The sequence below is a fragment of the Rhodococcus sp. T2V genome (assembly GCF_029269925.1).
Taxonomy (GTDB): Bacteria; Actinomycetota; Actinomycetes; order Mycobacteriales; family Mycobacteriaceae; genus Rhodococcus_F; species Rhodococcus_F koreensis.
Genome location: NZ_JARJBD010000022.1, coordinates 25345 through 47677, shown reverse-complemented (window position 1 = coordinate 47677; position 22333 = coordinate 25345). Strand labels below are relative to the sequence as shown.

Genomic DNA, 22333 nt, shown 5'->3' with positions numbered 1-22333 from the left:
TCATCGTGAGGTGAGCCGGATGACCGGGTACTGACGGTCGGATTTGCTCTGGTACTTCGCGATGCGGGGCTGGGCGGCGGCGATGCGCTGCCAGGCCTGCTCACGGTCGGCGCCCTCGAGTTGCTGCGGGACCACGGGGGTGGCGTCGGTGCCGGGCAGTTCGATCGACACCTCGCCGGGGTGCGCCATCAGGTTGGCGTGCCAGTCGGGATTCTGGCTCCCCCCGCCCGACGCGACGACGAGCCGGGCGTCGTCACCATCCGGGAACCACGCCAGGGGTGACTGCCGCGGCTGACCGCTCCGGCGGCCCAACGTGTTGAGGATCAGCACGTCCATGCCCATGAACTGGCCGTGGCCGCGTCGGATCTTGCGGTTCATGCGGGCGTTCATCTTCTGCTGCATCCACCGCGAAAACGCACCCGGCGTACCCGGCTTGCGCTTGTCTGCTCGGTTGTTCGTGGTCATGTGCTCTCTCCCATCGGTCCAGCCGTCGTGTTCTGATGATGACGCTACGGTCGGTCCGGTGAGCGGCGCTTCTCGATTCCTGATCGATCCGAGGCGGGCACTCGGGCGAGTGCCCGCCTCGTCGCCTACCGCAGCGGCGGTGCGATCACGCCGTCGACGAGCGGCGAATCGTAGGGCTGCTTGGTGGTTCGTTCGAGGAACTCCTCCTTCGCGAGCTTCAGCAGGGTCGCGTCGGTGAGGAGATTCATCGCCGATCCGGCCATGACCTTGGCGGCGTGGACCATGCCCTTGTGTGCGGCGGGGAGCTTCCCCTGGGCGACCAGTTGCCACGAGTGCGCGGGCGTGCCGCGGCTGACGCAGGCAGTGGTGCACTGCACGGTGGGCGTGACCCAACTGACGTCGCCGACGTCCGTCGACCCCGTGAGCACTCGCCGGGGCGCGCCGGCGTCGAACGTGATCACGCCGTCGTGCAGTGGGCTGTCACCCTCTTCGATTCGGGTGCCGAACATGTCGAGCGGCTTGGCGGTGAGAAACCGGCGCGCCGTGGCGAGGTCCCGCTCGTCGAACGGCACCGGTCCGAGTTCGAGCAGCGTGTCCTGCATCGACGTTTCCAGCACCGTGTTGCCGAGGAGGTTCGAGGATCCCCCGTCGACCTCGATCTCCACCGTGGTTTCGGTCATCAGGGCGGCGCCCTCGGCGATCTTGCGAACCCGCTCGAACAACGCGCGCATCTCCCGGACATTCGGTGCCCGGACGACGTAGTACGCCTCGGCGTACGGTTGGACGACATTCGCCGAGCGGCCGCCGCCATCGAGGATCGCGTAGTGGATGCGGCAGTCGGAGAGCATGTGCTCGCGCAGGAAATTGACGCCCACGTTCATCAGTTCGAGGGCGTCCAGCGCGCTGCGGCCGAGTTCCGGTGACGCCCCGGCATGGGAGGCGAGGCCCGTGAAACGCACGTACGACTGCATGTACGCGAGACTGTGGTCGCGCTGCACGAGGGTGCTGTCGCCCGGGTGCCAGCAGATCGACGCATCGACGTCGTCGAAGGCTCCTGCCGCGACCATGAAGGTCTTCCCGGCCGCGGCTTCCTCGGCCGGGCATCCGTAGTAGCGGACGGTTCCGGGCAGTCCGTTCTGCTCCAGGTAGCGCTTGACGGCGGTGGCGGCGAGGAGGGAACCGGCGCCGAGGAGGTGGTGACCGCAGCCCTGGCCGTTGCCCGAGGTGTTGGCCGGGTCCGGGGTGCGTTCCGGGTTGCCGGACTCCTGGCTGAGGCCGGCGAGCGCGTCGTATTCGCCGAGGACGGCGATGACGGGCTCACCGGAACCGGCTTCCGCGCTGAACGCGGTCGGCACACCGCCGATCGCCGGTGTGATGCGGAATCCTTCCGCGCGTGCCAGCTCGATGTGCCTTTCTGCTGATGCTGTTTCTTCCCAACGCAATTCGGGTTCGTCCCAGATGGCATCGCTGAGTGCGGTGTAGCGGGGTGCGAGTTCGTCGATCAGTCGGGCGAGGTCGTGGGTGGTGCTCATGTCCGTCCTATCGGTCGAAGCGGGAGATCGATGGGTGATCAGTCGAGGGAATTCCACTGCGGTGTCGCCTCGGGACCGCGGTGCGCCTCGTACCACGCGGCGACCTGAAGGACGGTCAGGTCCCGCCGTCGATCGGCGGCGATCTGCAGGCCGATCGGCCGTCCGTCCTTCGAGAAGCCGCAGTTGATCGACGCGGCGGGGGTGCCCGCGGCGTTGAACGCGGACGTGAAGTTCGCCGGGCCGGCGAACTCGGTCATCATCCGGCTCTCCGCGGGTCCGGCGAGGATGCCGGAGGTGGGCGACAGGACGGCGTCGTAACGTCCGAGCATGTTCACGGTCTCCTGTACGAACGGCCCGATCGAGTCGTACGCCTGGATGAGTTCGAGGGAGGACAGCGAGTCGATGCTCGAGACCGCAGCGACCATCTCCTGATCGGCCCGGCCCAGATCGTCGACGATGTTCTTGTCGTTCATCTGTGCCCACAGATGCGCGGTGAAGAACGGGATGAATCCGGTGCTCAGGTAGTCCCGGGACAGATACGGCTCGACGGTCTCCACCTGTGCGCCCGCCGCTTCGAACACGTCGACGGCCCGGTGTATCGCGGCGACGATCTCGGGGTCGGCGGTCTTGCCCTCCACCGGGCCGAAGTTGACGCCGAGGCGGAGCCCGCGGATGTCGACGTCCAGGTCGGTCCAGTCGATCGATTCGTCGGGGAGCGAGGTGTGGTCGCGGGAATCGGGGCGGGCGATGAGCGCCATCGTGTGGGCGGCGTCGCGAACGGTGCGGGTGATCGGGCCCGCGCAGCGACCGAGGTAGGTGTCGTTGATCGGGACGCGCCCGTAGGACGGTTTGAAACCGAACGCGGCGTTCATCGCCGCGGGTATGCGGATCGACCCGCCGATGTCGGTGCCGATGTTGACCGGCGCGTAGCCGAGGGCGGCGGCGACGGCCGCACCGGAGGACGAGCCGCCCGTGTTCCAGGCCGGATTCCAGGCGTTGCGCGCGATGCCGTGCCGGGACGACACCCCGGAGCCGAGCCCGCTGAAATCGGGCATGCTGGTGCTGGCGACCACCACCGCGCCCGCCTCCTGCAGACGGTCGACGACGGGCGAATTCTCCGTCGCGATCACCGGTTCCCGCGCGGCGGTTCCGTACGACTGCGGCAGACCGACTTTCGCGGTGTTCTCCTTGATCGTCACCGGGATTCCGTCCAGTGGGCCCAGTGCTGCGCCGCTGCGCCACCGCTCACCGCTGCGCCTGGCGGATTCGCGGGCCTCGTCGGCGTCGATCACATAGACCGCGCGGTGCGTGTCGTCCTTGGCGGCGATGCGCGCGATGGTCGACTCCAGTGCGTCGAGCGGTGTCAACGATCCGCGGGCGAATGCGTCGTTCAGTTCGGCGACACTGCGTCCGGCGATTGTCTGGTCGGGCATGGGTATTTCCTCTCGTTCGGATGACGTGACGTGATCAGGCGGGTGCCGGCTCGTTCTCGCCGGCAGGCGGTGCGGGGGTCTCGGAGGCGGTCCGCGGGCGGCGCGAATCGAGGAACGGGGACAGGACGGCGATGACGATGCAAAGGGCGGCGCAGATCGCCCAGACGGTGGCGTACGAGGTGAACGACGAGATCGAACTCGTCTTCTCACCGACGGTCACCGACGTGACCAGTGATGACATCAGCAGGGCGAACATCGCGCCTGCAATCGATCCCGCACCCGTTCGGGAGCTGTTGTAGACGCCGGAGGCGATTCCGACCGAGTCTTCGGGAGCGCGGCTGACGATGATCGCAGGTACGACGCCGGCGAGCGTCCCGATGCCGAATCCCAGCAGGAACAACCAGATCGAGAAGGTGAGCACGCCGTCGTGGGAGACGATCATCGCCGCATACGCGGCTCCGCTGACGAGGGCGCCGAACGCGACCGCGTAACGGGGTGTCAGTGCGCGAGCGATCCGGTCGCTGATCGTCGAGGCGATGAAGGCGCCGGTGGCGGTGATCGACAGCAGGAGACCCGCGATCGTGGCCGACACGCCCAGGCCGTATCCGTACGCATTCGGGTCGGCCCTTGAGAACAGCGAGATGGGTGCCTGGGAACCGAACGACTGGGCTCCGAGCAGTGCGGCGATGAGCATCGGGAGAACGAGCCGGCCCTTCGTCAGGACACGAAAGTCGATGAGGGGATTGACCGTTCGATTCTCGACCACCGCGAACGCGGCCAGGGTGGCGGCACCCCCGGCGACGAGGGCGACGATCAGTGGGCTTCCCCACCCGACGGCGTTGCCGTTGGACACCCCTCCCAGGACCATGAGCAGACCGGCGGACAGCAGTGCCGCCCCGGCCCAGTCGATCCGCCCCGCGCTGCGAACGGTTGTCTCCCGCACCAGGAAATGGGCGACGGGAACGCAGAGCGCCAGCATGATTCCGGGAACCAGCAGCACCACCGTCAGGTTGTCGATTCGGGTCATGAACCAGCCGGCGACGAAACCGCCGACGATCACACCGCCGGTGAGTGCCCCGATCAGGTGGCCGATGTTGCGCCCCGCCCGGTCGGGAGCGCGGTGCCGGACGATGGCGAATTCCAAAGGCAGGAAAGCGATCAGCGGGGCCTGCAGGGCGCGGCCCGCGAGAAGCACGGCGAACGACGGAGCGAACGCGACGACGAAGGATCCCACGGCCACCGCCGCTGCGGACGCCACGAGCATCCTGCGGTGGCCGTACATGTCACCGAGCTTGGCGATGATCGGAACGCAGGCCACCGATGCGAGCAGGAAGATCGCATTCACCCAGTTCAGCGCTGCCGCCGAGGTCCCGTGTTCTTGTCCGATGCTCGTGAGGAGCGGGGGATACCACCCCTGCAGCAGACCGCTGCCGAACTCCATGACGATCAGGAAACCGACGGCCGCGGACGTTCCGGTGGTCCGCCTCGTGCCGGTGTGTTGCGCAGTGCTCATAAGTTCCTCCAGCAGAAACCGTGTGGTGGCCGTATCCTTAGCTGGATTGAAATCCGATAGGTAAAATGTCAGGAATTGATGCAAAGTGACTTCACCAAATCAGGATTCTGTGCGGAGAGACGCCGATCTACGGCTGATTCACGCACTGCAACTCGAGCCGCGGGCGTCGTGGACCGAACTGGGCAGGGCTCTCGCGACCGATCCGGTCGCGCTCGCCCGGCGCTGGGCCAGGATCACCGAAGAGGGGCTCGCGTGGACCAGCGGGCAGCGTCGTCACTTTCCCGCCGTGGCCGTCGTCGAGATCGAATGCGCGCAGGGAAAGGCCGCCGAGACCGCATTTCTGCTCGCCGACGAAGAAATCGTGCGCACCATCGATCACACGTCCGGTGGGCGCGATCTCGTCGCCGTGGTCGCGGGACCGGACCTGGAGTCCTTGTCGGCGTTCGTCATCGACCGGCTGGGGGATCAGCGTCTGATCACCCACGCCCGTACGCACCTCGTCACCGAGATCCTCGTGGAGGGCAGTGTCTGGAGGTTGAACGCACTCTCCGACGAAGAAGCGCAGCGGGTCCCCGCGGCCAAGGCACCGCGGCCGCGTGCCGCCCGGCAGGTTCCCGCCGACCTGCAGGAGGTCGTCGTCCGCGCGTTGTACCGCGACGGCCGGACCCCGGCCGGTGACATCGCCGCGAAGGCCGGCGTCAGCACCCAGCGAGTGGCCGACGCCATCGCCACGATGCGCCACTCGGGTGACCTCGTCCTCCGGACGGACGTCGCGCGCAGCTACACCGGGTGGCCGATCAACGCCTGGTACTTCGTGCAGGTGCCTGCGTCGTCCATCGATCGGCTCCGGTCGACGCTGTCCCGGCTCGCGGAAGTCCGGCTCGCGGTGACCACCGCGAGCCGGTACAACCTCCTCATGACCCTGTGGGTGCGAGACCTGGCCGACGTCAACCGTTTCGAAGCCCTACTCGAGAAGGTCCTCGCCGGCGCCCGCATCGCCGACCGCGCCGTCGTCATCCGCCCCGCGGTGCACACGGGGCGCCTGCTGGATGCCCGGGGATTCGTCACCGGGCTGTCCACACTGCACGACGACCCGGTCTGAAAATCGCCCGACCTTGCACGCCGAACGCAGCAGTCGGACCCGCGACTGCTGCGAAATCAGTTGTCCGGCAAAGGGGTGAACGTCAGGTGAGCGGGATGGTCCAGATGATCGCGGGCATGTCCTCGGCCCTGCGCTCCTGCCGCTGTTCACGCTGACGATCGCGGGTCCGGTCGTCGTTGCCGCCGGGGATGTCGCGGCCGGTGTCGGGGGCGGCCACTGCTACGACCGTGTGGTCGGCGACCGGGGTAACCGCACCCGCGGCGCCGATGGGAAGGACGCCGAGCGCAGCCGCGGCCACCACCACGGTGACGATCCGCTTCCGCAGCGAGCCGCGGTGGGTGCGTCGGGCGTCCTGGTGCGAATGTGTGGCGTTCATGGTCTTCAATTCCTGTCCGAGTGCCGCGAACCCAGCGTTCACAGCTACTCGAACGGTGTCCGCGAGGGCGCGAAACGTTACGCCCCGCCGGACATTATTTTTGCGGGAACTCTCCCGCCGCTAGCGCCACTCCCGGAACGCGTCGAGCAGACGGTCGCGCAGCGCCGGATCGAGCTCCTCCGGGGGCAGCGTGCCGAGGGTGTGCACCGTCTGCTCGATCTGCTCCAGATAAGTGGCGCAACCCGAGCACTCGCCGAGATGGGTCTCGAATCGGGCCCGGGCGTCGGGATCCATGTCGTCCTCGAGGTACGCCGTGACCAGTTCGACGAGGTCCTGGCAGTCCATTTTTCACGCTCCCGTTCCGAGATAGTCCTCGAGGGCCTGACGCACGTGTGCGCGACCCCGGTGCAGCAGCACCCGCTGATTCGCCGCGGTGATCGACAGCATCGCGGATACTTCCGCGGCGTCGTAGCCGAGGACGTCGCGCAAGACGACCACGATGCGCTGGCGGTCGGGGAGGTGTTCGAGTTCGCGGCTCGCGACGTCGAGGACCTCCGCACCGAGGACCGAACCCTCGGGAGACTCCGGCCAGCTGGTCGGGGGAGTCGCCCAGTGGTGTGGATCCTCCGGTGCCGTCCTCGGCAGGAACCGGCCCGGGTCCACGGTGGGGCTGCCCGTGAAGGCGGCCAGTTCGGCGTCGGAATCGTGCCGGTCCCGCACCCCCCGCTTCTTGGCGATGTTGACGAGGATCCGGAACAGCCAGGTTCGGAGCGTCGAGCGGCCCTCGAATCGGTCGATGCCCTGCAGCACCGCGATCCAGGTTTCCTGGACGACGTCCTCCGCGACCTCGGCGCTGGCCACATAACCCCGCGCCACCCGCAGCATCATCGGCGTGTGCCGGTCCACCAGTTCGGCGAAAGCGGACTCGTCGCGCGCCCGCAACGAATCGACGAGGCGCTGCTCGTGCGAGGTGTCGATCTCCGTCATCCGCTCCTCCTCGGTGATCGAGGTGCTCCGGAAGCGTGGCCGCGTGAGACGGCCGGATGACATACAACCTTACTGACCTCGGCCACAGCCGTCGATCGGTCCGCGCCCGATCGTGTGGTGGGTAGGGCCGAACGGCCCTGTCTTGACCGCACGGTGCGGGGAAGACTCGATTCGGAGGGGTGGTGGCGGTCCGCGGCGATCGGCAACGGTCGCCGCGGCCCGGGTCCACCCGACCCGGCAATCCCGAAAGGGCGGCGCATGAACGTTCGGCGAACTCCGCAGGCGCGTTCGGAAAGCTACTGGGAGGAACTCGGTTCAACGGAGGCCCGTCACGTCGGCGGCGCCGAGCGGGACCGGCTCCCGGCGGCGCACGAACACGTTTCGCTCGTCGACCACTGCCGAGCCGACCCGCGAGGGTAGGCAACCGTCGCTCGACGTGGCACGATTTCGTAGGTGTCCAGCAGCCCTGCCCCGGCGCACTACCTGCGCGACCTCGCGCGCCTGCGCCGCGTCCGCGATCGGATCGACCGGGAGTACGCACGACCGCTGGACGTGGACGCGCTCGCCCGCGGCGTGAACATGTCGTCCGGGCACCTCAGCCGCCAGTTCCGGCTCGCCTACGGAGAGTCGCCGTACTCGTACCTGATGACGCGGCGCATCGAGCGTGCGATGGCGCTGCTGCGCCGCGGCGACCTCAGCGTCACCGAGGTCTGTTTCGCGGTCGGCTGCGCGTCGCTGGGCACGTTCAGCACGCGCTTCACCGAGTTGGTCGGCGTGCCGCCCAGCACCTACAAGCGCGACGCGGAGCAGGCGACGGCGGGGATCCCGTCGTGCGTCGCGAAACAGGTCACCAGACCGATCAGGAATAGAGAAGCGCCGGTCGCCGAGCCGCACTTATCGTGATGGTCATGGACATCACCATTCATCAGACCTATCTCCCGCAGGACAATCCGGACGCCGCGCTGGGCTTCTATCGCGACATCCTCGGATTCGAGGTCCGCAACGACGTCGGATACAACGGACTGCGCTGGATCACCGTCGGCCCCGTCGGCCAGCCCGGCACGTCCATCGTCCTGCACCCGCCCGCCGCCGACCCCGGGGTCACCGACGAGGAGCGCCGGACCATCGTCGAGATGATGGCGAAGGGCACCTACGCCGCCATCAACCTGGCGACCAACGACCTCGACAGCACCTTCGAGAAGCTGCAGGCCGGCGACGTCGAAGTGGTGCAGGAGCCCACCGACCAGCCGTACGGGGTTCGCGACTGCGCATTCCGCGACCCCGCGGGCAACATGGTCCGCATCCAAGAGCTGCGCTGAGTTCGAGCAAGTCGACCCGACGGAGACCGTGAACGCGGCTCCGCCCGAACAGATGGAGACAGGATGAGCATGGCCACGAAGTCGGGGCGAGCGAAGCGAGGGGAATCATCGGAGGGGCGAGCGAAGCGAGGGGAAATGTCGGAGTCGCCTGAGCTGCATCTTGCCGACAGTCACGACCTGATCCGCGTGCACGGTGCGCGCGAGAACAATCTCAAGGACATCAGCGTCGAGTTGCCGAAGCGCCGGCTGACGGTGTTCACCGGGGTGTCCGGCTCGGGCAAGAGTTCGCTGGTGTTCGCCACGATCGCCGCCGAGTCGCAGCGGATGATCAACGAAACGTACAGCGCGTTCGTGCAGGGGTTCATGCCGACGCTGGCGCGACCCGACGTCGACGTGCTCGACGGGCTGACGACGGCGATCATCGTCGACCAGGAGCGGATGGGCTCGAACCCCCGCTCGACCGTCGGCACCGCCACCGACGCCAACGCGATGCTGCGGATCCTGTTCAGCCGCCTCGGGAAGCCGCACATCGGTTCGCCTCAGGCGTTCTCCTTCAACGTCGCGTCGATCTCGGGCGCCGGCGCGGTCACCATCGAGCGCGGGGGCCAGCAGACGAAGGAGCGGCGGAGTTTCAGCATCACCGGCGGCATGTGTCCGCGGTGCGAGGGCCGGGGATCGGTCACCGATTTCGACCTGACCGCGCTGTACGACGATAGCAAGTCGCTGAACGAGGGCGCGCTCACGATTCCCGGCTACAGCATGGAGGGCTGGTACGGCCGCATCTACCGCGGCTGCGGATTCTTCGACCCGGACAAGCCGATCGCGAAGTTCACCAAGAAGCAGTTGCAGGACCTGCTGTACAAGGAGCCGACCAAGATCAAGGTCGAGGGCGTCAACATCACGTTCGAGGGCCTGATTCCGAAGATCCAGAAGTCGTTCCTGGCCAAGGACGTCGACGCGATGCAACCGCACATCCGTGCGTTCGTGGAGCGGGCGATCACGTTCGCCACCTGCCCGGACTGCGACGGCACCCGGCTCAGCGAGGGCGCGCGATCGTCGAAGATCAAGGGGAAGAACATCGCCGACGTCTGCTCGATGCAGATCAGCGACCTCGCCGACTGGGTGCGGAGCCTGAAGGAACCGTCGGTGGCGCCCCTGCTCACCGGGCTGCAGCACCTCCTCGACTCGTTCACGGAAATCGGCCTGGGCTACCTCTCGCTCGACCGGCCGTCCGGCACGCTGTCCGGCGGAGAGGCGCAGCGCACGAAGATGATCCGCCACCTCGGCTCTTCGCTCACCGACGTCACGTACGTCTTCGACGAGCCGACCATCGGTCTGCACCCGCACGACATCCAGCGGATGAACGGCCTGCTGCTGCAACTGCGCGACAAGGGCAACACGGTGCTCGTCGTCGAGCACAAGCCGGAGGCGATCGCGATCGCCGACCACGTGGTCGACCTCGGCCCGCGCGCAGGCACCGAGGGCGGCGAGGTGGTGTTCGAGGGCACCGTCGACGGCCTGCGGGCCAGTGACACGCTCACCGGACGGCACCTGGACGACCGCGCCACGCTGAAGTCGTCCGTCCGCGAATCGTCGGGGGCGCTGGAGGTGCGCGGCGCAGACACCCACAACCTGTGCGGCGTCGACGTCGACATTCCGCTCGGCATGCTGGTGGTCGTGACCGGGGTTGCGGGATCGGGCAAGAGTTCGCTGATCCACGGTTCGGTGTCCGACCGGGACGGCGTGGTGTCGATCGACCAGGGCGCGATCAAGGGTTCCCGGCGCAGCAACCCCGCCACCTACACCGGGCTGCTCGAACCGATCCGCAAGGCGTTCGCGAAGGCCAACGGTGTGAAGCCGGCGCTCTTCAGCTCCAACTCCGAGGGCGCCTGCCCCACCTGCAACGGCGCCGGCGTCATCTACACCGACCTCGGCGTGATGGCCACCGTCGAATCCCCCTGCGAGGAATGCGAGGGGAAGCGGTTCCAGGCGGAGGTTCTGGAGTACAAACTGGGCGGCCGGAACATCGCCGAAGTGCTCGCGATGCCGGTGGCCGAGGCCGAGGAGTTCTTCGGCGCCGGCGAGGCACGGATCCCGGCGGCGCACAAGATTCTGCAGCGGCTCGCCGACGTCGGACTCGGCTACCTCAGCGTCGGGCAGCCGCTCACCACGCTGTCCGGCGGCGAACGGCAGCGGCTCAAGCTGGCCACCGCCATGGCCGACAAGGGCGAGATCTACGTCCTCGACGAGCCGACCACCGGCCTCCACCTCGCCGACGTCGAACAGTTGCTCGGACTGCTCGACCGGCTCGTCGACTCCGGCAAGTCGGTCATCGTCATCGAGCACCACCAGGCGGTCATGGCGCACGCCGACTGGATCATCGACCTCGGCCCCGGCGCCGGCCACGACGGCGGCCGGATCGTCTTCGAGGGCAGGCCGGAAGATCTGGTGGCCGCAGGCTCCACCCTCACCGGCGAGCACCTCGCGGCGTACGTCGGCTCCTGACCACGGCGTCGGCCCCCGGTGTGCCCACGGCAGCCGGGGGCCTTTCCGTGTGCCGGTCGCGCCGCGACTGTGACACCGCCACCGGATAGTGCCGAATCGAGACGTACCCTGCCGAACAGAGACGTCCCCACCCTCCCGCCGGTCCTAGCGTCATGTTCCGCCAGTGACCACAGACACGACAGGAGAGTGGAATGTCCGATCTCGATGCCGCGCTCGGCAAGGTTCTCGACGACGTCACCGCGGACGATGCGCCACGGGTACCCGGAGTGGTCGCGATGGTGACCGACCGCGACCGGACGGTGTTCGAGGGTGCGGCCGGCGTGCGGTCGGTCACGGACGGCGAACCGATGACCACCGACACCGTGTTCGCGATCTTCTCCACCACCAAGGCGATCACCGGGACCACGGTGCTGCAGTGCGCCGAAGAAGGGCTGCTCGACCTCGACGCGCCCGCCCGCGAGTACGTTCCCGAACTCGGCGACATCCAGGTCATCGAGGGATTCGACGACCACGGCGACCCGGTGCTGCGGGCCCCGAAACGCGACATCACCACCCGGATGCTGTTGCTGCACACCGCCGGATTCGGATACGACTTCTTCGACGAGACCTACAACCGGCTGGGGGTGGAACACGACCAGCCCAGCGTAATCACGGCGAGCAGGGCGTCACTGACGACGCCGTTGCTGTTCGATCCGGGCACCAAGTGGCAGTACGGGACGAACATCGACTGGGCCGGTCAGGTGGTCGAGGCGATCCGCGGCAAGCGGCTCGGTGAGGTGATGGCCGAGCGGGTCTTCGCACCGCTCGGCATGCGCGACACGTCCTTCACCCTGACCGGGTCGATGGCGGCGCGGCGCGCGACGATCCACCAGCGCGAGGACGACGGCCGGCTGACCCCACTGGATCTGGTGCTCCCGCAGGATCCGGAAATCCACATGGGCGGGCACGGTCTGTACTCGACGGTCGGCGACTACCTGAAGTTCCTGCGGATGTGGCTGAACGACGGCGACGCGCCCGGTGGGCGAGTGCTGCGGGCCGGCACCGTGCAGGCGGCCGTGTGCAACGGTCTGGAGGGTCAGGAGGTCGGGATGCTGCCTGCCGTGATTCCGTCCCTCACCAACGACGCCGAATTCTTTCCCGGACAGCGTAAGTCGTGGGCGTACACGTTCATGGTGAACGAGGAGGACGCACCCACCGGCCGTCCGCGGGGATCGCTCGGGTGGGCGGGGCTCGCCAACTCGTACTACTGGATCGATCGTCGCACCGGAATCGCCGGGTACTGGGCCACACAGATCCTGCCGTTCGCCGACCCCGTCTCGTTCGGCGGCTACCTGGACTTCGAGACGGCGGCCTACCGGCACGCCCCGCTCGCGTCACCCGTCCAGGTCGGATAGCTTCCGTTCGAGCACGGTCCGCTCGCGCTCGTTGCCGCACAGCGTCACAGCGAGCTCGAGTTCGGTCCGCGCCTCGCCGGTGCGTCCCAGGCGGGTGAGCAGTTCGCCGCGGACGCTCGGCAGCAGGTGCGAGTTCGACAGCGCCTGCGCGGCCACCAGCTCGTCCACGATCGGCAGCGCCGCGGCCGGTCCCTGGGCCATGGACACCGCCACCGCCCGGTTGAGGTCGACCACCGGTGACGGCGCGAGCCGGCCGAGTGCCTCGTACACGAGGACGATCCGCTCCCAGTTCGTCGCATCGACCGACGGCGCAACGGCATGGCATTCGGCGATCACCGCCTGCAAGCCGTAGGCGCCCAGGCCCCGGCCGACCTGTTCGGCGCGGGCGAGGGCGGCTCGTCCCCGCCGGATCGCGGAACGGTCCCAGCGGCGGCGGTCCTGCTGCTCGAGCAGCACAGGTTCACCGTCCGGCCCCGTGCGGGCCGGGAACCGCGCCGCGGTCAGCTCGAGCAGCGCGAGCAGGCCGTGGACCTCGGGCTCGTCGGGTACGAGCCGGGTCAGCACCCGGGCGAGGCGCTGCGCCTCACTCGCCAGGTCGAGGCGGATCAGGTCGCCGCCGGAGCTGGCCGACGACCCTTCCGTGAAGATCAGGTAGATGACGCTCAGCACCGAGCCGAGCCGCTCGGCCCGCTCCCCGGCGGGCGGCACCTCGAACGGCACCCGGGCCGCGCCGAGCGTCTTCTTCGCCCGGGTGATCCGGGCCTGCACGGTCGCGGTCGGGACGAGGAACACCTTCGCGATCTCGTCGCTCGTCAGACCGCCGACCACCCGCAGCGTGAGCGCCACCCTCGCCTCCCGCGACAACACGGGGTGGCAGGAGATGAACATCAACGCGAGGATGTCGTCGTCGATCTGGTCCGGATCCCACAGCACGTCGCCGGTGCCGCGGGCCGGATCGGCGGGCGCGGGACCCGAGACGGCGCCGCCCTCGCCCAGTTCGTGAGCGAGAACGGCGTATCGCTCGTCGAGGGCGGCGCGCCGCCGGAACGCGTCGATCGCGCGGCGGCGGCCGACGGTGAGCAACCATCCCGCCGGGTTGTGCGGGATGCCGTCGCGTGGCCAGCTCACGAGCGCCTCCGCCAGTGCCTCCTGGCCGAGGTCCTCGGCCAGCGCGAAATCGCCGGTGTACCGGGCGAGCGCACCGACGATCCGCGCCGACTCGATCCGCCAGACGGCGGCGACGGCCTCACGCCCGGTGTGGCCGCCGCCCGCCGACCCGCTCAGAGCTGGCCGGTCTCTTCGCGCCACGCCCGCTCCTTCTGAATCCATTCGTTGTCCTGAGGGAACTCATCGATCGTGGTGACCCGGCGGATCTCGGCCTTCGAACCGGGACCGGCCATCGGGGCACGCTTCGCCCACTCCACGGCCTCCTCCTTCGACGCCACGTTGAGCATCCAGAAGCCGCCGAACAACTCCTTCGTCTCACCGTAGGGGCCGTCGGTCACCACCGGCGTCTCGGAGGAGTAGTCGACGACGACACCCGATTCGGGGTCGGGGTCCAGGCCCTCGGCGGCGAGCAGCACGCCCGCCCGGATCATCTCGTCGTTGAACTTGCCCATCGCGTCCATGATCTCGCCGAAGTCGGCGTCCTGGAATGCCGCGAAGGTCTCGTCCGTGGCGCGCATGATCAGCATGTACTTCATGGTTCGTCTCCTTGGATGTCGGGGCCCTCTTGGACCTTCTCATCCTCAGGTCGAACGGGGGGTGGCATGGATCGACACGCCTTCCAAAAAACTTACGTGAGTGGCAAAGAGTGCTCCCGCACTCTTTGCCACTCACGTACCCGGTCAGTGCAGGTGGCTGCCGCCGTTGATGTCGACGGTGGTGCCGGTGAGGTACGCGGCGTCCTGGGAGGACAGGAAGGTGATGACCGCGGCGACCTCGGTGGTGGTCGCGACCCGGCCGAGGGGAATGTCGCGGCAGAGCGCGGCCTCCTGCTCGGCGGTGCTGCCCACCCGGATGCTGGTGTCGACCGCACCCGGGGTGACGGCGTTGACGGTGACCCCGCTGTCGCCCAGTTCCCGCGCGAGGGACTTGGTGAAACCGAGGACCGCGGCCTTCGCGGACGAGTACGGCACCTTCCCGAAGACGCCGCCGCCGCGCTGGGCGGAGACCGACGACATGTTCACGATGCGTCCCCACCCGTTGTCGATCATCGCGGGCAGGAATGCGCGGGTGACGAGGTAGGTGCCGGTGGCGTTGACCGCCATCACCTTGTTCCACAGGTCGAGCGTGGTCTCGAGGAACGGCACCGGTGACGTGATGCCGGCGATGTTCGCGAGCGCCCCCACGGCCGGGAGGTTTCCGCCGGCGACCTCGGCGGCGACGGCGTCGTGCGCCCGCTGGACCGACTGCTCGTCGGCGACATCGATGTCGTGACCGAACGCGGGGACGCCGAACTCGTTCCCGATCTCGGCGGCGGCCTTCGCGGACTTCTCGCCGTCGAGGTCGAGAACGACGATCGCCCATCCCTCCTCGGCGTAGCGGCGGGCGGTGGCGAGACCGATACCGCGCTCGGAGGTGGCGCCGGTGACGACGGCGGTGCGCTGGATGGACGACATGATCGCTCCTCGTATAGCTGGGATCGCGGGTCCCGGCCTGCGGTGGAGTGCAGGAAGCCGGTCGACGACGCGGTGGGTGACTGCCACCACAGTAAGTCGATCAACTGTTAACAGTCAACCGTCGGCGGGCAACGGTTGACAGATTGACGTGGCTCGGATCACACTGTGGACACCGCACTGTTGACAGTCAACAAATCCGCGGCAATCGTAGAAACCGGCAGCCCGAAGAGGAGTCCCCATGAGTACCGAAACACTCAGGATGCGAGGTCCTGTCCATGGCACGAAGGACGCCAGGCGCGTAGCGATCGGCTCCTCCGTGGGTGCCGTCATCGAGACCTACGACTTCATCGGCTTCGGTACCGCCGCGGCGCTGTACTTCGGTACCGCCTTCTTTCCCGGCGCCGACCCGGTCACCGGAACACTCGCGGCGTTCGCGACGCTCGGTGTCGGCTTCGCAGCGCGCCCGCTCGGCGGCGTGCTCGGTGGGCACCTCGGCGACAAGCTGGGCCGCAAGCCGGTGCTGGTGGCGTCGCTGATCGCGATGGGTCTCGCGACGTTCGCGATCGGCCTGCTCCCCACCTATTCGCAGGTGGGACTGATCGCGCCGGTGCTGCTGGTTCTGGTTCGCATCATCCAGGGACTCGCGTTCGGCGCCGAGTGGGGCGGCGCGATCCTGATGAGCTACGAGCACGCCCCCTGGAAGTCCAAGGGGAAGTTCACCGGCATCGTGCAGGCCGGCTTCCCCGTCGGACTGCTGCTGGCGAATCTGGTGTTCCTGTTCAGCGTGCACCTCGGCGGCGACTGGGCCTGGCGGGTGCCGTTCCTCGCCAGCATCGTCCTGGTGATGGTCGGGCTGATCATCCGGTCGAAGGTGCCCGAGTCGCCGGTCTTCGAGGACGTCAAGAACGAGGGCGACATCGTCAAGTCGCCGGTGCTCGAATCCATCAAGCACGACTGGCGGAACATCCTGCGCGGCATCGGTCTTCGAGTCGCCGAGACGGCCGGTTACGCGGTGTCGATCACATACATGATCTCCTACCTGCACAACCAGGGTCTCGCCGGAAAGTCCGAAACCCTCGTCGCCCTGTGCATCGCGTCCGCGATCGGCATCTTCGCCACGGTCGCCTGGGCCCGGCTCACCGACCGCATCGGACGACGCCCCCTCTACATCGCGTCCTGCGCCTTTGCGGCACTGTTCGGAATTCCGATGTTCCTTCTGGTCAACACCGGCCTGTTCATCCTGATCATCGCCACCATCGTGATCTCGTACGGCGTCTGCCAGAACTCGCTCGCAGGTGCGCAGGGAGCGTGGTTCCCCGAACTGTTCGACGCCTCGCGCCGTGCCTCGGGAGCGTCCCTCGCCTACCAGATCTCGGCGATGGTCTCCGGCTTCACCCCCTTCGTCACCACGCTGCTGTTCGTCTCCTTCGGCTGGTGGGGCCCCGCGGTGCTGTTCATCACGTACGCCCTGATCGGACTGTGGGCGGCATTGATCACCCGGGAGACCTGGGGACCCACCGAACGTCGCCTCGCCGCCGAGGCCGCGGCGCACGCCGATTCCAAAAGCGCCGACACCACGCACACGATCCGCAAGGAAAAGGAACTCCTGTGACCATCACAACCGCCGCCACCGCGGCCGAAGACACGACCAGTGAAGCGGCGCGCGTCGCGACCGTCGAACAGTTCGCGTACCGCATGCGGCACAACGTCATCGACATGGGTGAGGAACAGGGCCAGGGGTACGTCGGGCAGGCGCTCGGGGCCGCGGACATCTTCGCCACCGTCTACGCCGACCGACTGCGGTACCGCGCCGACGATCCCGCGTGGGAGGGCCGCGACCGGTTCCTGCTCTCCACCGGCCACTACGCGATCGGTCTCTACGCCGCACTCGCCGAGGCCGGAATCATCCCCCGCAGCGAACTGCAGACGTACGGCTCCGACGACTCCCGGCTGCCGATGTCGGCGATGTCCACGTACACCCCCGGCATGGAGATCTCGGGCGGCTCCCTCGGGCACGGACTGACCATCGCGGTCGGCATGGCCCTCGGTCTGCGGCACCAGAATTCGACGTCCCGTGTGTTCAACTTTCTCTCGGACGGCGAACTCGACGAGGGATCGACGTGGGAGGCGGCGATGGGCGCGCACCACCACCGGCTCGGCAATCTCACCGCGATGGTCGACATCAACGCGCTGCAGGCCGACGGCGCCACCTCGACGGTGCTGAGCACCGAACCCGTCCACGACAAGTGGGCGGCGTGCGGCTGGCACGTCGAGCGCGTCGACGGCAACGACGTCACCGCCCTGGTGCGCGCATTCGACAACGCCGCGGCCGAATCCGACGGCAGGCCGTCGATCGTTCTGTGCGACACCCGCGTCGGCAAGGGCGTGCCCCTGCTCGAGACCCGGGAGAAGGCGCACTTCATGCGCATCGACGAACACGAGTGGCAGATCTGCCGCGACCAGCTCACCGCCGGCTTCGACAACAAGGACGCCTGACATGACCACCGCCAGCAAGCCGAAGCTCAAGACCTCGGCCATGATCGCCTCGTTCGTCGACGAGGGGCAGAAGACCGCGTCCGCGCCGTTCGGGCACGCCCTCGTGAAGGCTGCCCGGGAGAACGACAAGATCGTCGGGCTGTCCGCCGACCTCGCCAAGTACACGGACATGCACATCTTCGCGCAGGAGTTCCCCGACCGGTTCTTCCAGATGGGGATGGCCGAGCAGCTGCTGCTCGGGGCCGCCGCCGGGATGGCCGAGACCGGGCTGGTGCCGTTCGCGTCCACCTATTCGGTGTTCGCCGCGCGCCGCGCCTACGACTTCCTGTGCCTCGACATCGCCGAACCCAACCTCAACGTCAACATCATCGGAGGGCTTCCCGGCCTGACCACCGGATACGGGCCCAGCCATCAGGCGACCGAGGACATGGCCATCTTCCGGGGCATCCCCAACCTCACCATCGTCGACCCGTGCGATTCCATCGACATCGAACAGGCCGTCCCGCAACTCGCCGCGTCCGACGGTCCCACGTACCTGCGGTTGCTGCGGGGGAAGGTCGCGACCGTGCTCGACGAGTACGACTACACGTTCGAGCTGGGCAAGGCGAAGGTGCTCCGCGGCGGCAACGACGTCGTCTTCGTCACCAGTGGGCTGATGACGATGCGCGCGCTGCAGGCCGCCGAACGGCTGGCCGGGCACAACGTCGACGTGGCGGTCGTGCACACGCCGACGATCAAACCGTTCGACGCCGCGACCGTCCTGGCCGAGATCGACACCGACCGCCTGGTGGTCACGCTGGAGAACCACACCGTGATCGGCGGTCTCTTCGAAACCGTGGCGGCCGCCGTCGTCACGGCCGGACTCGGCAAGCGCGTCGTGCCGATTGCGCTGCCGGACGAGTTCCTCGACGCCGGCGCCCTGCCCACCCTGCACGAGCGGTACGGACTGAGCACCGACCGGATCGTCGCCACGGTGCTGGGCGAACTGGCATGACCTGCACGTACGGCCCTCGCCGCGGGTCAGGGGGCGAGGGCCGTACGATGGCTGTCAACAGGTTGCTGTCAACAGACCGCTGTCGACAGTTGATCGCCGACCCCACGGAGGCACCCATGGCCGGACAACCCGCCGCACTGCTCGGGCTGGAGAAGACCAGCCTCCGTCAGCAGGCCGTCGCCGCCCTGCGGGTCGCGATCACCAGCGGGGAACTGGCGCCGAGCAGCCCACTCGTGGAGACGGAACTGTCCGAGATGCTGCAGATCAGCCGCGGCACGCTCCGCGAGGCGATGCGGCAACTCCAGCAAGAGGGCTTGATCTCCGCGGGTGCGCGGGGTCGCCTGTATGTGCGGCACCTCGATTCCAAGGAGATCCGCGACATCTTCGCCGTCCGCGCCGCCCTCGAGGCACTGGCGGTCCGGGAGCTCGCCGGCCTGGCCGACCGCACCACGGCCATCGCGGAACTGCGCGCTGCCCTCGACGTGATGGACACCGCGGTCCTCGAGGCCCGCATCGAGGCCGACCTGAATTTCCACCGCACTATGTGCTCGCTGACCGGCAACGACACACTCCTGCACTCCTGGATCTCGCTCGAGGGATCCATCCGGATGTCGATCATGTTCGCCGGCCTCGACCGCGCCGTCGGCAACATGGACGTCGGCCGGCACAGCGCCATCGTCGACGCCATCGAAACCGGCGACGCCGACGAGGCGGCCACAGCGATTCAGACGCACATGGACTGGGCCTCGGCGAATCTGGTTGCCTGACCCCCACGTGAGCGGCAAAGAGTGGCGGCGCACGCTTCGCCACTCACGTGGGGGTCACCCGGCCACGAACGCGGGCACGTGCGGGGTGGCGGGGGCGGGCGCGGCGGCGGTGGCGTCGAGGGTGGTCCACGACCGTCGGCGGGCGTCGATCGGCGTGCCGGCGAGGATGCGGGCACGCCGGTGCTCGGGTTCGAGCAGCACCGTCGACAGGGTGGCCCAGCGCTGACCGAAGACCGCGTCCGGGGCGGGGACGCAGCACAGCTGGGGCTGCCCCGGATCGGAGTACAGGTACTCGACGAGGTGATCGGCGACCGCCGGCGCCGCGTACCGCTGCTGCCGGGAGGTGATCAGCCCGTACCGGTCCTGGGAGTCGGGCTCGTACAGGCCGGCCTTCTCGCGGGCGGCGTTGGCCGGGTCGAGAAAGTGGTTGGTATGCGTCAGGTATCCGTCCGTCGGGTGCAGGGTCGCGACGCCGACGGGGCTGACCTCGGCGCACGCGACGGTGTCGGGGTCGATCAGCGTCAGCGCGCCCGAGGTCGCGATCGGCGCCGAGCGCAGCAGTTCGAGGGCCTCGTCGACGGTTCCGGCTTCACCGAGGACCGCCGCCGCCAGGATGTGCACGGGCACCCCGGCCGGTGCGTCGTCGCAGTGGCCGAGGATGTTGAAGAACACGCCGAGGCCGGCGCTGTTCATCCCGATCTTGCCGAGGATTCCGTGCTCGGTGAGCCCGACGTAGGCGTGGCGGGTTCCGTGCACCCGATGGGTGTGCCAGTACGGGTCGAGTTCCTGATGCCAGTCCCAGGTTTGGATCCCGAACGGCGCCGACGCACGATCCGCGGGTGCGTAGGCGATGGTGGAGCACTCGCCGGGGCGGGCCGCGGCGGCCTCGGACAGGATCTCCGTGCGGCCGTTCAACGCCATCACGTGCCACGTTTCGAGCCCGGCGCCGACAGCGATGCCCTCGATCTCCTCGAGGTACCGGGGACCCCACGCCCCCAGGACATCCGCGAGACGGTGTGCGCTGTCGCGGGTCCGGCTCTCGCTCACGCCGACCGTATCGAACAGGCGCAGATACAGTTCCACGGACGCGGGCAGGTCGGGGCGGAGCTGGGTGCCGCGGGCGAAACCGCGTTCGCGCGGCCGGGTGTCGTCGACGCAGACGTGAGGGCGGGCAGTGGTGGATTCGGTCATGTTCGTCCTAGTTATCCAGATGGTGTGAATAAAGCTGTGGAGCAATTGATCACGGGCGGGGTCGGTACGAGCGCATCAGCACGACGTACAGCGCCGCGGACACGAGCAATCCGACCGGCAGCGACAGATCCACGCCGCCGACCGCGTTCGCAACCGGTCCGGTGTAGACCGGGGCGGCGACGCACAGCGCGGCCGCGGCGATGCCGGTGAAGACGGCGACCGTTCCCGCCCAGTTGAACCCACCGCTGTACCAGTAGGGGCTGCTGCTGGTTTCGTCGCCGAGACCGAGGCCGTCGTAACGGTTGCGGCGCCACAGGACGTCGGCGACGTAGACGGCCATCACGGGACCCATCACGGTCACGACGAGCTGCATCATGTTGCTGACGGTGTCGAGGAAGTTGGAGACGAGCAGGGCGTACAGCGTCATGGCGACACCCATCGAGCCGTCGAGGAGGACGCTGCGCGAGCGCCGCAGACGCAGGCCGACCGACTGCAGCGCGAGCCCGGAACTGTAGGCGGTCATCGCGTTGTTGGCGATGGTGCCGACGATGACGGCGAGCAGGAAGATCGGGGTGAACCAGGACGGGAGGACGGCCTCGAGTGCGCTCTGCGGGTCGGCCATGTCGAGTCCGGTGCCCGCGAGTGCGCCGAGCGCGGTGAACAGCACGCTGGGGACGAACGCGCCGAGCGCCGTCCAGACGGTGACCGACACCGGCGACGTGCTCGCCGGCAGGTAGCGGGCGAAGTCCGCACTGTTGGTGTAGGACAGCGGAGCCGACGCCACGATGGAAACACCCGCGGCCACCGTCGCCCACAGTCCGATCCCGTGGAGCGCCTCCGCCGGCTCGTAACCCCAGTCGGCATTCCCGAGGACGTAGCCGGCCATCACCACGAAGATCGCGATCAGCACGACGGCCAGCGGCTGGTAGAGCCGCACGATCGTCGCGTGCCCGTACACACCGATGGCCAGCGTGACGGCGGCGATGGCCAGGATGACGACGACCTTCACCGGGGTGGTCGCGTGGATGCCGAACCGTTCGAGGAGCCGGAACGCCGTGTACGACGCGGCCGCCCAGTTCAGCGCCAGGTAGCAGACGCTGATGAACCAGCTGGTTACGAGGATGTTCACCCGGTTGCCGCGGATGCCGAAGATCGCGCGGGTGATCACCTCGCTGGGTGTGCCCGACGCCGGTCCGCTGGCGGCGACGATCCCGGTGAGGATCGAGAACAGGTTGCCGACGACGATCACCGCGAGCGCCTGCCAGAACGACAGGCCCATCAGGATCAGTGCGCCGCCGACGACCAGGGCCAGGTAGCTCACGTTGGGCGCCGCCCACACCGCGAACAGGTCGCGGGCGCGGCCGTGCCGCTCGCTGTCCGGGATGAAGTCGATGCCGTGCGTCTCCACCTGCCCGGCACGGTCGGCGGGCGGAGGCGTGCCGGGTTTCACCGCGCGGGAGTCTGCTCGAGTCGATGCCATGGGGTCCTCCGGGTAGACGAGCACGGATGTGCGGCTGGTGGCGCAATCGCCGATCTGGCGTGACCCGGGTCACCGTACGGAACCAAATCGATTTGGACAAGGGGGTGAGACATCAATTTACAAATCGATTTGGTGCAGGTTGGACTGTTGGTAGCCTA

21 protein-coding genes are annotated in these 22333 nt (G+C 68.2%); 9 read left to right on the top strand and 12 right to left on the bottom strand.

Features of this window, described 5'->3' with window-relative positions; translation table 11 throughout:
- The 4 genes from P3H15_RS19825 to P3H15_RS19810 all read right to left on the bottom strand — a co-directional run bounded on the left by P3H15_RS19825 (position 1) and on the right by P3H15_RS19810 (position 4943).
- The gene (locus P3H15_RS19825) at positions 1-465 is read right to left on the bottom strand and encodes a nitroreductase family deazaflavin-dependent oxidoreductase (protein WP_276138817.1); all 465 of its coding nucleotides are present in this window, start codon (positions 463-465) and stop codon (positions 1-3) included.
- A 125-nt stretch (positions 466-590) separates the two neighbouring features.
- The gene (locus P3H15_RS19820) at positions 591-1997 is read right to left on the bottom strand and encodes a M20 family metallopeptidase (protein ID WP_276138816.1); all 1407 of its coding nucleotides are present in this window, start codon (positions 1995-1997) and stop codon (positions 591-593) included.
- A gap of 38 nt (positions 1998-2035) precedes the next feature.
- Positions 2036-3430: an amidase gene (locus tag P3H15_RS19815; RefSeq protein WP_276138815.1), complete on the bottom strand. Its 1395-nt coding sequence runs from the start codon at positions 3428-3430 to the stop codon at positions 2036-2038.
- 34 nt (positions 3431-3464) lie between these two features.
- Complete coding sequence (locus tag P3H15_RS19810; protein ID WP_276138814.1) at positions 3465-4943, bottom strand: MFS transporter; 1479 nt, start codon at positions 4941-4943, stop codon at positions 3465-3467.
- Positions 4944-5028: 85 nt separating this feature from the next.
- Here P3H15_RS19810 and P3H15_RS19805 point away from each other — a divergent pair, with 85 nt between their 5' ends.
- Positions 5029-6045 carry an Lrp/AsnC family transcriptional regulator gene (locus P3H15_RS19805; RefSeq protein WP_276138813.1) on the top strand — a complete coding sequence of 339 codons (1017 nt, stop codon included), beginning with the start codon at positions 5029-5031 and terminating at the stop codon, positions 6043-6045.
- 82 nt (positions 6046-6127) lie between these two features.
- Here the strand turns inward: P3H15_RS19805 and P3H15_RS19800 are convergent, their stop codons facing one another.
- From P3H15_RS19800 to P3H15_RS19790, 3 genes are all read right to left on the bottom strand, one after another.
- Positions 6128-6421, bottom strand: coding sequence for a hypothetical protein (locus P3H15_RS19800; RefSeq protein WP_276138812.1), 294 nt, complete (start codon positions 6419-6421; stop codon positions 6128-6130).
- 120 nt (positions 6422-6541) lie between these two features.
- A complete protein-coding gene (locus P3H15_RS19795) occupies positions 6542-6766 on the bottom strand; it encodes an anti-sigma factor (protein ID WP_072943609.1) in 225 nt (74 codons plus the stop codon).
- A 3-nt stretch (positions 6767-6769) separates the two neighbouring features.
- Entirely contained in the window at positions 6770-7471 is a 702-nt protein-coding gene (locus P3H15_RS19790; protein ID WP_124391905.1) for an RNA polymerase sigma factor, read from the bottom strand.
- A gap of 390 nt (positions 7472-7861) precedes the next feature.
- Here P3H15_RS19790 and P3H15_RS19785 point away from each other — a divergent pair, with 390 nt between their 5' ends.
- From P3H15_RS19785 to P3H15_RS19770, 4 genes are all read left to right on the top strand, one after another.
- Positions 7862-8311 carry a helix-turn-helix transcriptional regulator gene (locus P3H15_RS19785; protein ID WP_276138811.1) on the top strand — a complete coding sequence of 150 codons (450 nt, stop codon included), beginning with the start codon at positions 7862-7864 and terminating at the stop codon, positions 8309-8311.
- Between the two features lie 5 nt (positions 8312-8316).
- Entirely contained in the window at positions 8317-8727 is a 411-nt protein-coding gene (locus P3H15_RS19780) for a VOC family protein (protein ID WP_276138810.1), read from the top strand.
- A gap of 63 nt (positions 8728-8790) precedes the next feature.
- Positions 8791-11232, top strand: a complete 2442-nt coding sequence (locus P3H15_RS19775) for an excinuclease ABC subunit UvrA (RefSeq protein ID WP_276138809.1) — start codon at positions 8791-8793, stop codon at positions 11230-11232.
- Positions 11233-11423: 191 nt separating this feature from the next.
- Entirely contained in the window at positions 11424-12626 is a 1203-nt protein-coding gene (locus P3H15_RS19770) for a serine hydrolase (RefSeq protein WP_276138808.1), read from the top strand.
- Here P3H15_RS19770 and P3H15_RS19765 read toward each other — a convergent pair.
- The 3 genes from P3H15_RS19765 to P3H15_RS19755 form a co-directional block, all read right to left on the bottom strand.
- Positions 12606-13934, bottom strand: coding sequence for an RNA polymerase sigma factor (locus tag P3H15_RS19765; protein WP_276138807.1), 1329 nt, complete (start codon positions 13932-13934; stop codon positions 12606-12608). The genes P3H15_RS19770 and P3H15_RS19765 overlap by 21 nt on opposite strands.
- A complete protein-coding gene (locus tag P3H15_RS19760; protein WP_072943599.1) occupies positions 13907-14329 on the bottom strand; it encodes a YciI family protein in 423 nt (140 codons plus the stop codon). Before P3H15_RS19760 ends, P3H15_RS19765 begins: the two co-directional genes overlap by 28 nt.
- 144 nt (positions 14330-14473) lie before the next feature.
- Positions 14474-15247 (bottom strand): SDR family NAD(P)-dependent oxidoreductase, encoded by a 774-nt coding sequence (locus tag P3H15_RS19755; protein ID WP_276138806.1) that lies wholly within the window; start codon positions 15245-15247, stop codon positions 14474-14476.
- A gap of 238 nt (positions 15248-15485) precedes the next feature.
- Here P3H15_RS19755 and P3H15_RS19750 point away from each other — a divergent pair, with 238 nt between their 5' ends.
- The 4 genes from P3H15_RS19750 to P3H15_RS19735 all read left to right on the top strand — a co-directional run bounded on the left by P3H15_RS19750 (position 15486) and on the right by P3H15_RS19735 (position 19504).
- Positions 15486-16859 carry an MFS transporter gene (locus P3H15_RS19750; protein ID WP_276138805.1) on the top strand — a complete coding sequence of 458 codons (1374 nt, stop codon included), beginning with the start codon at positions 15486-15488 and terminating at the stop codon, positions 16857-16859.
- Entirely contained in the window at positions 16856-17743 is an 888-nt protein-coding gene (locus P3H15_RS19745) for a transketolase (RefSeq protein WP_276138804.1), read from the top strand. Before P3H15_RS19750 ends, P3H15_RS19745 begins: the two co-directional genes overlap by 4 nt.
- A 1-nt stretch (position 17744) precedes the next feature.
- Entirely contained in the window at positions 17745-18737 is a 993-nt protein-coding gene (locus P3H15_RS19740; protein ID WP_276138803.1) for a transketolase family protein, read from the top strand.
- A 116-nt stretch (positions 18738-18853) separates the two neighbouring features.
- Positions 18854-19504: a GntR family transcriptional regulator gene (locus P3H15_RS19735; protein WP_276138802.1), complete on the top strand. Its 651-nt coding sequence runs from the start codon at positions 18854-18856 to the stop codon at positions 19502-19504.
- A gap of 54 nt (positions 19505-19558) precedes the next feature.
- On the opposite strand, the gene P3H15_RS19730 is transcribed toward P3H15_RS19735, so the two are convergent.
- Together P3H15_RS19730 and P3H15_RS19725 are read right to left on the bottom strand one after the other, a co-directional pair.
- The gene (locus P3H15_RS19730) at positions 19559-20695 is read right to left on the bottom strand and encodes a C45 family peptidase (RefSeq protein ID WP_276138801.1); all 1137 of its coding nucleotides are present in this window, start codon (positions 20693-20695) and stop codon (positions 19559-19561) included.
- A gap of 49 nt (positions 20696-20744) precedes the next feature.
- Positions 20745-22175, bottom strand: coding sequence for a cytosine permease (locus P3H15_RS19725; RefSeq protein WP_276138800.1), 1431 nt, complete (start codon positions 22173-22175; stop codon positions 20745-20747).
- Positions 22176-22333: the final 158 nt, after the last annotated feature.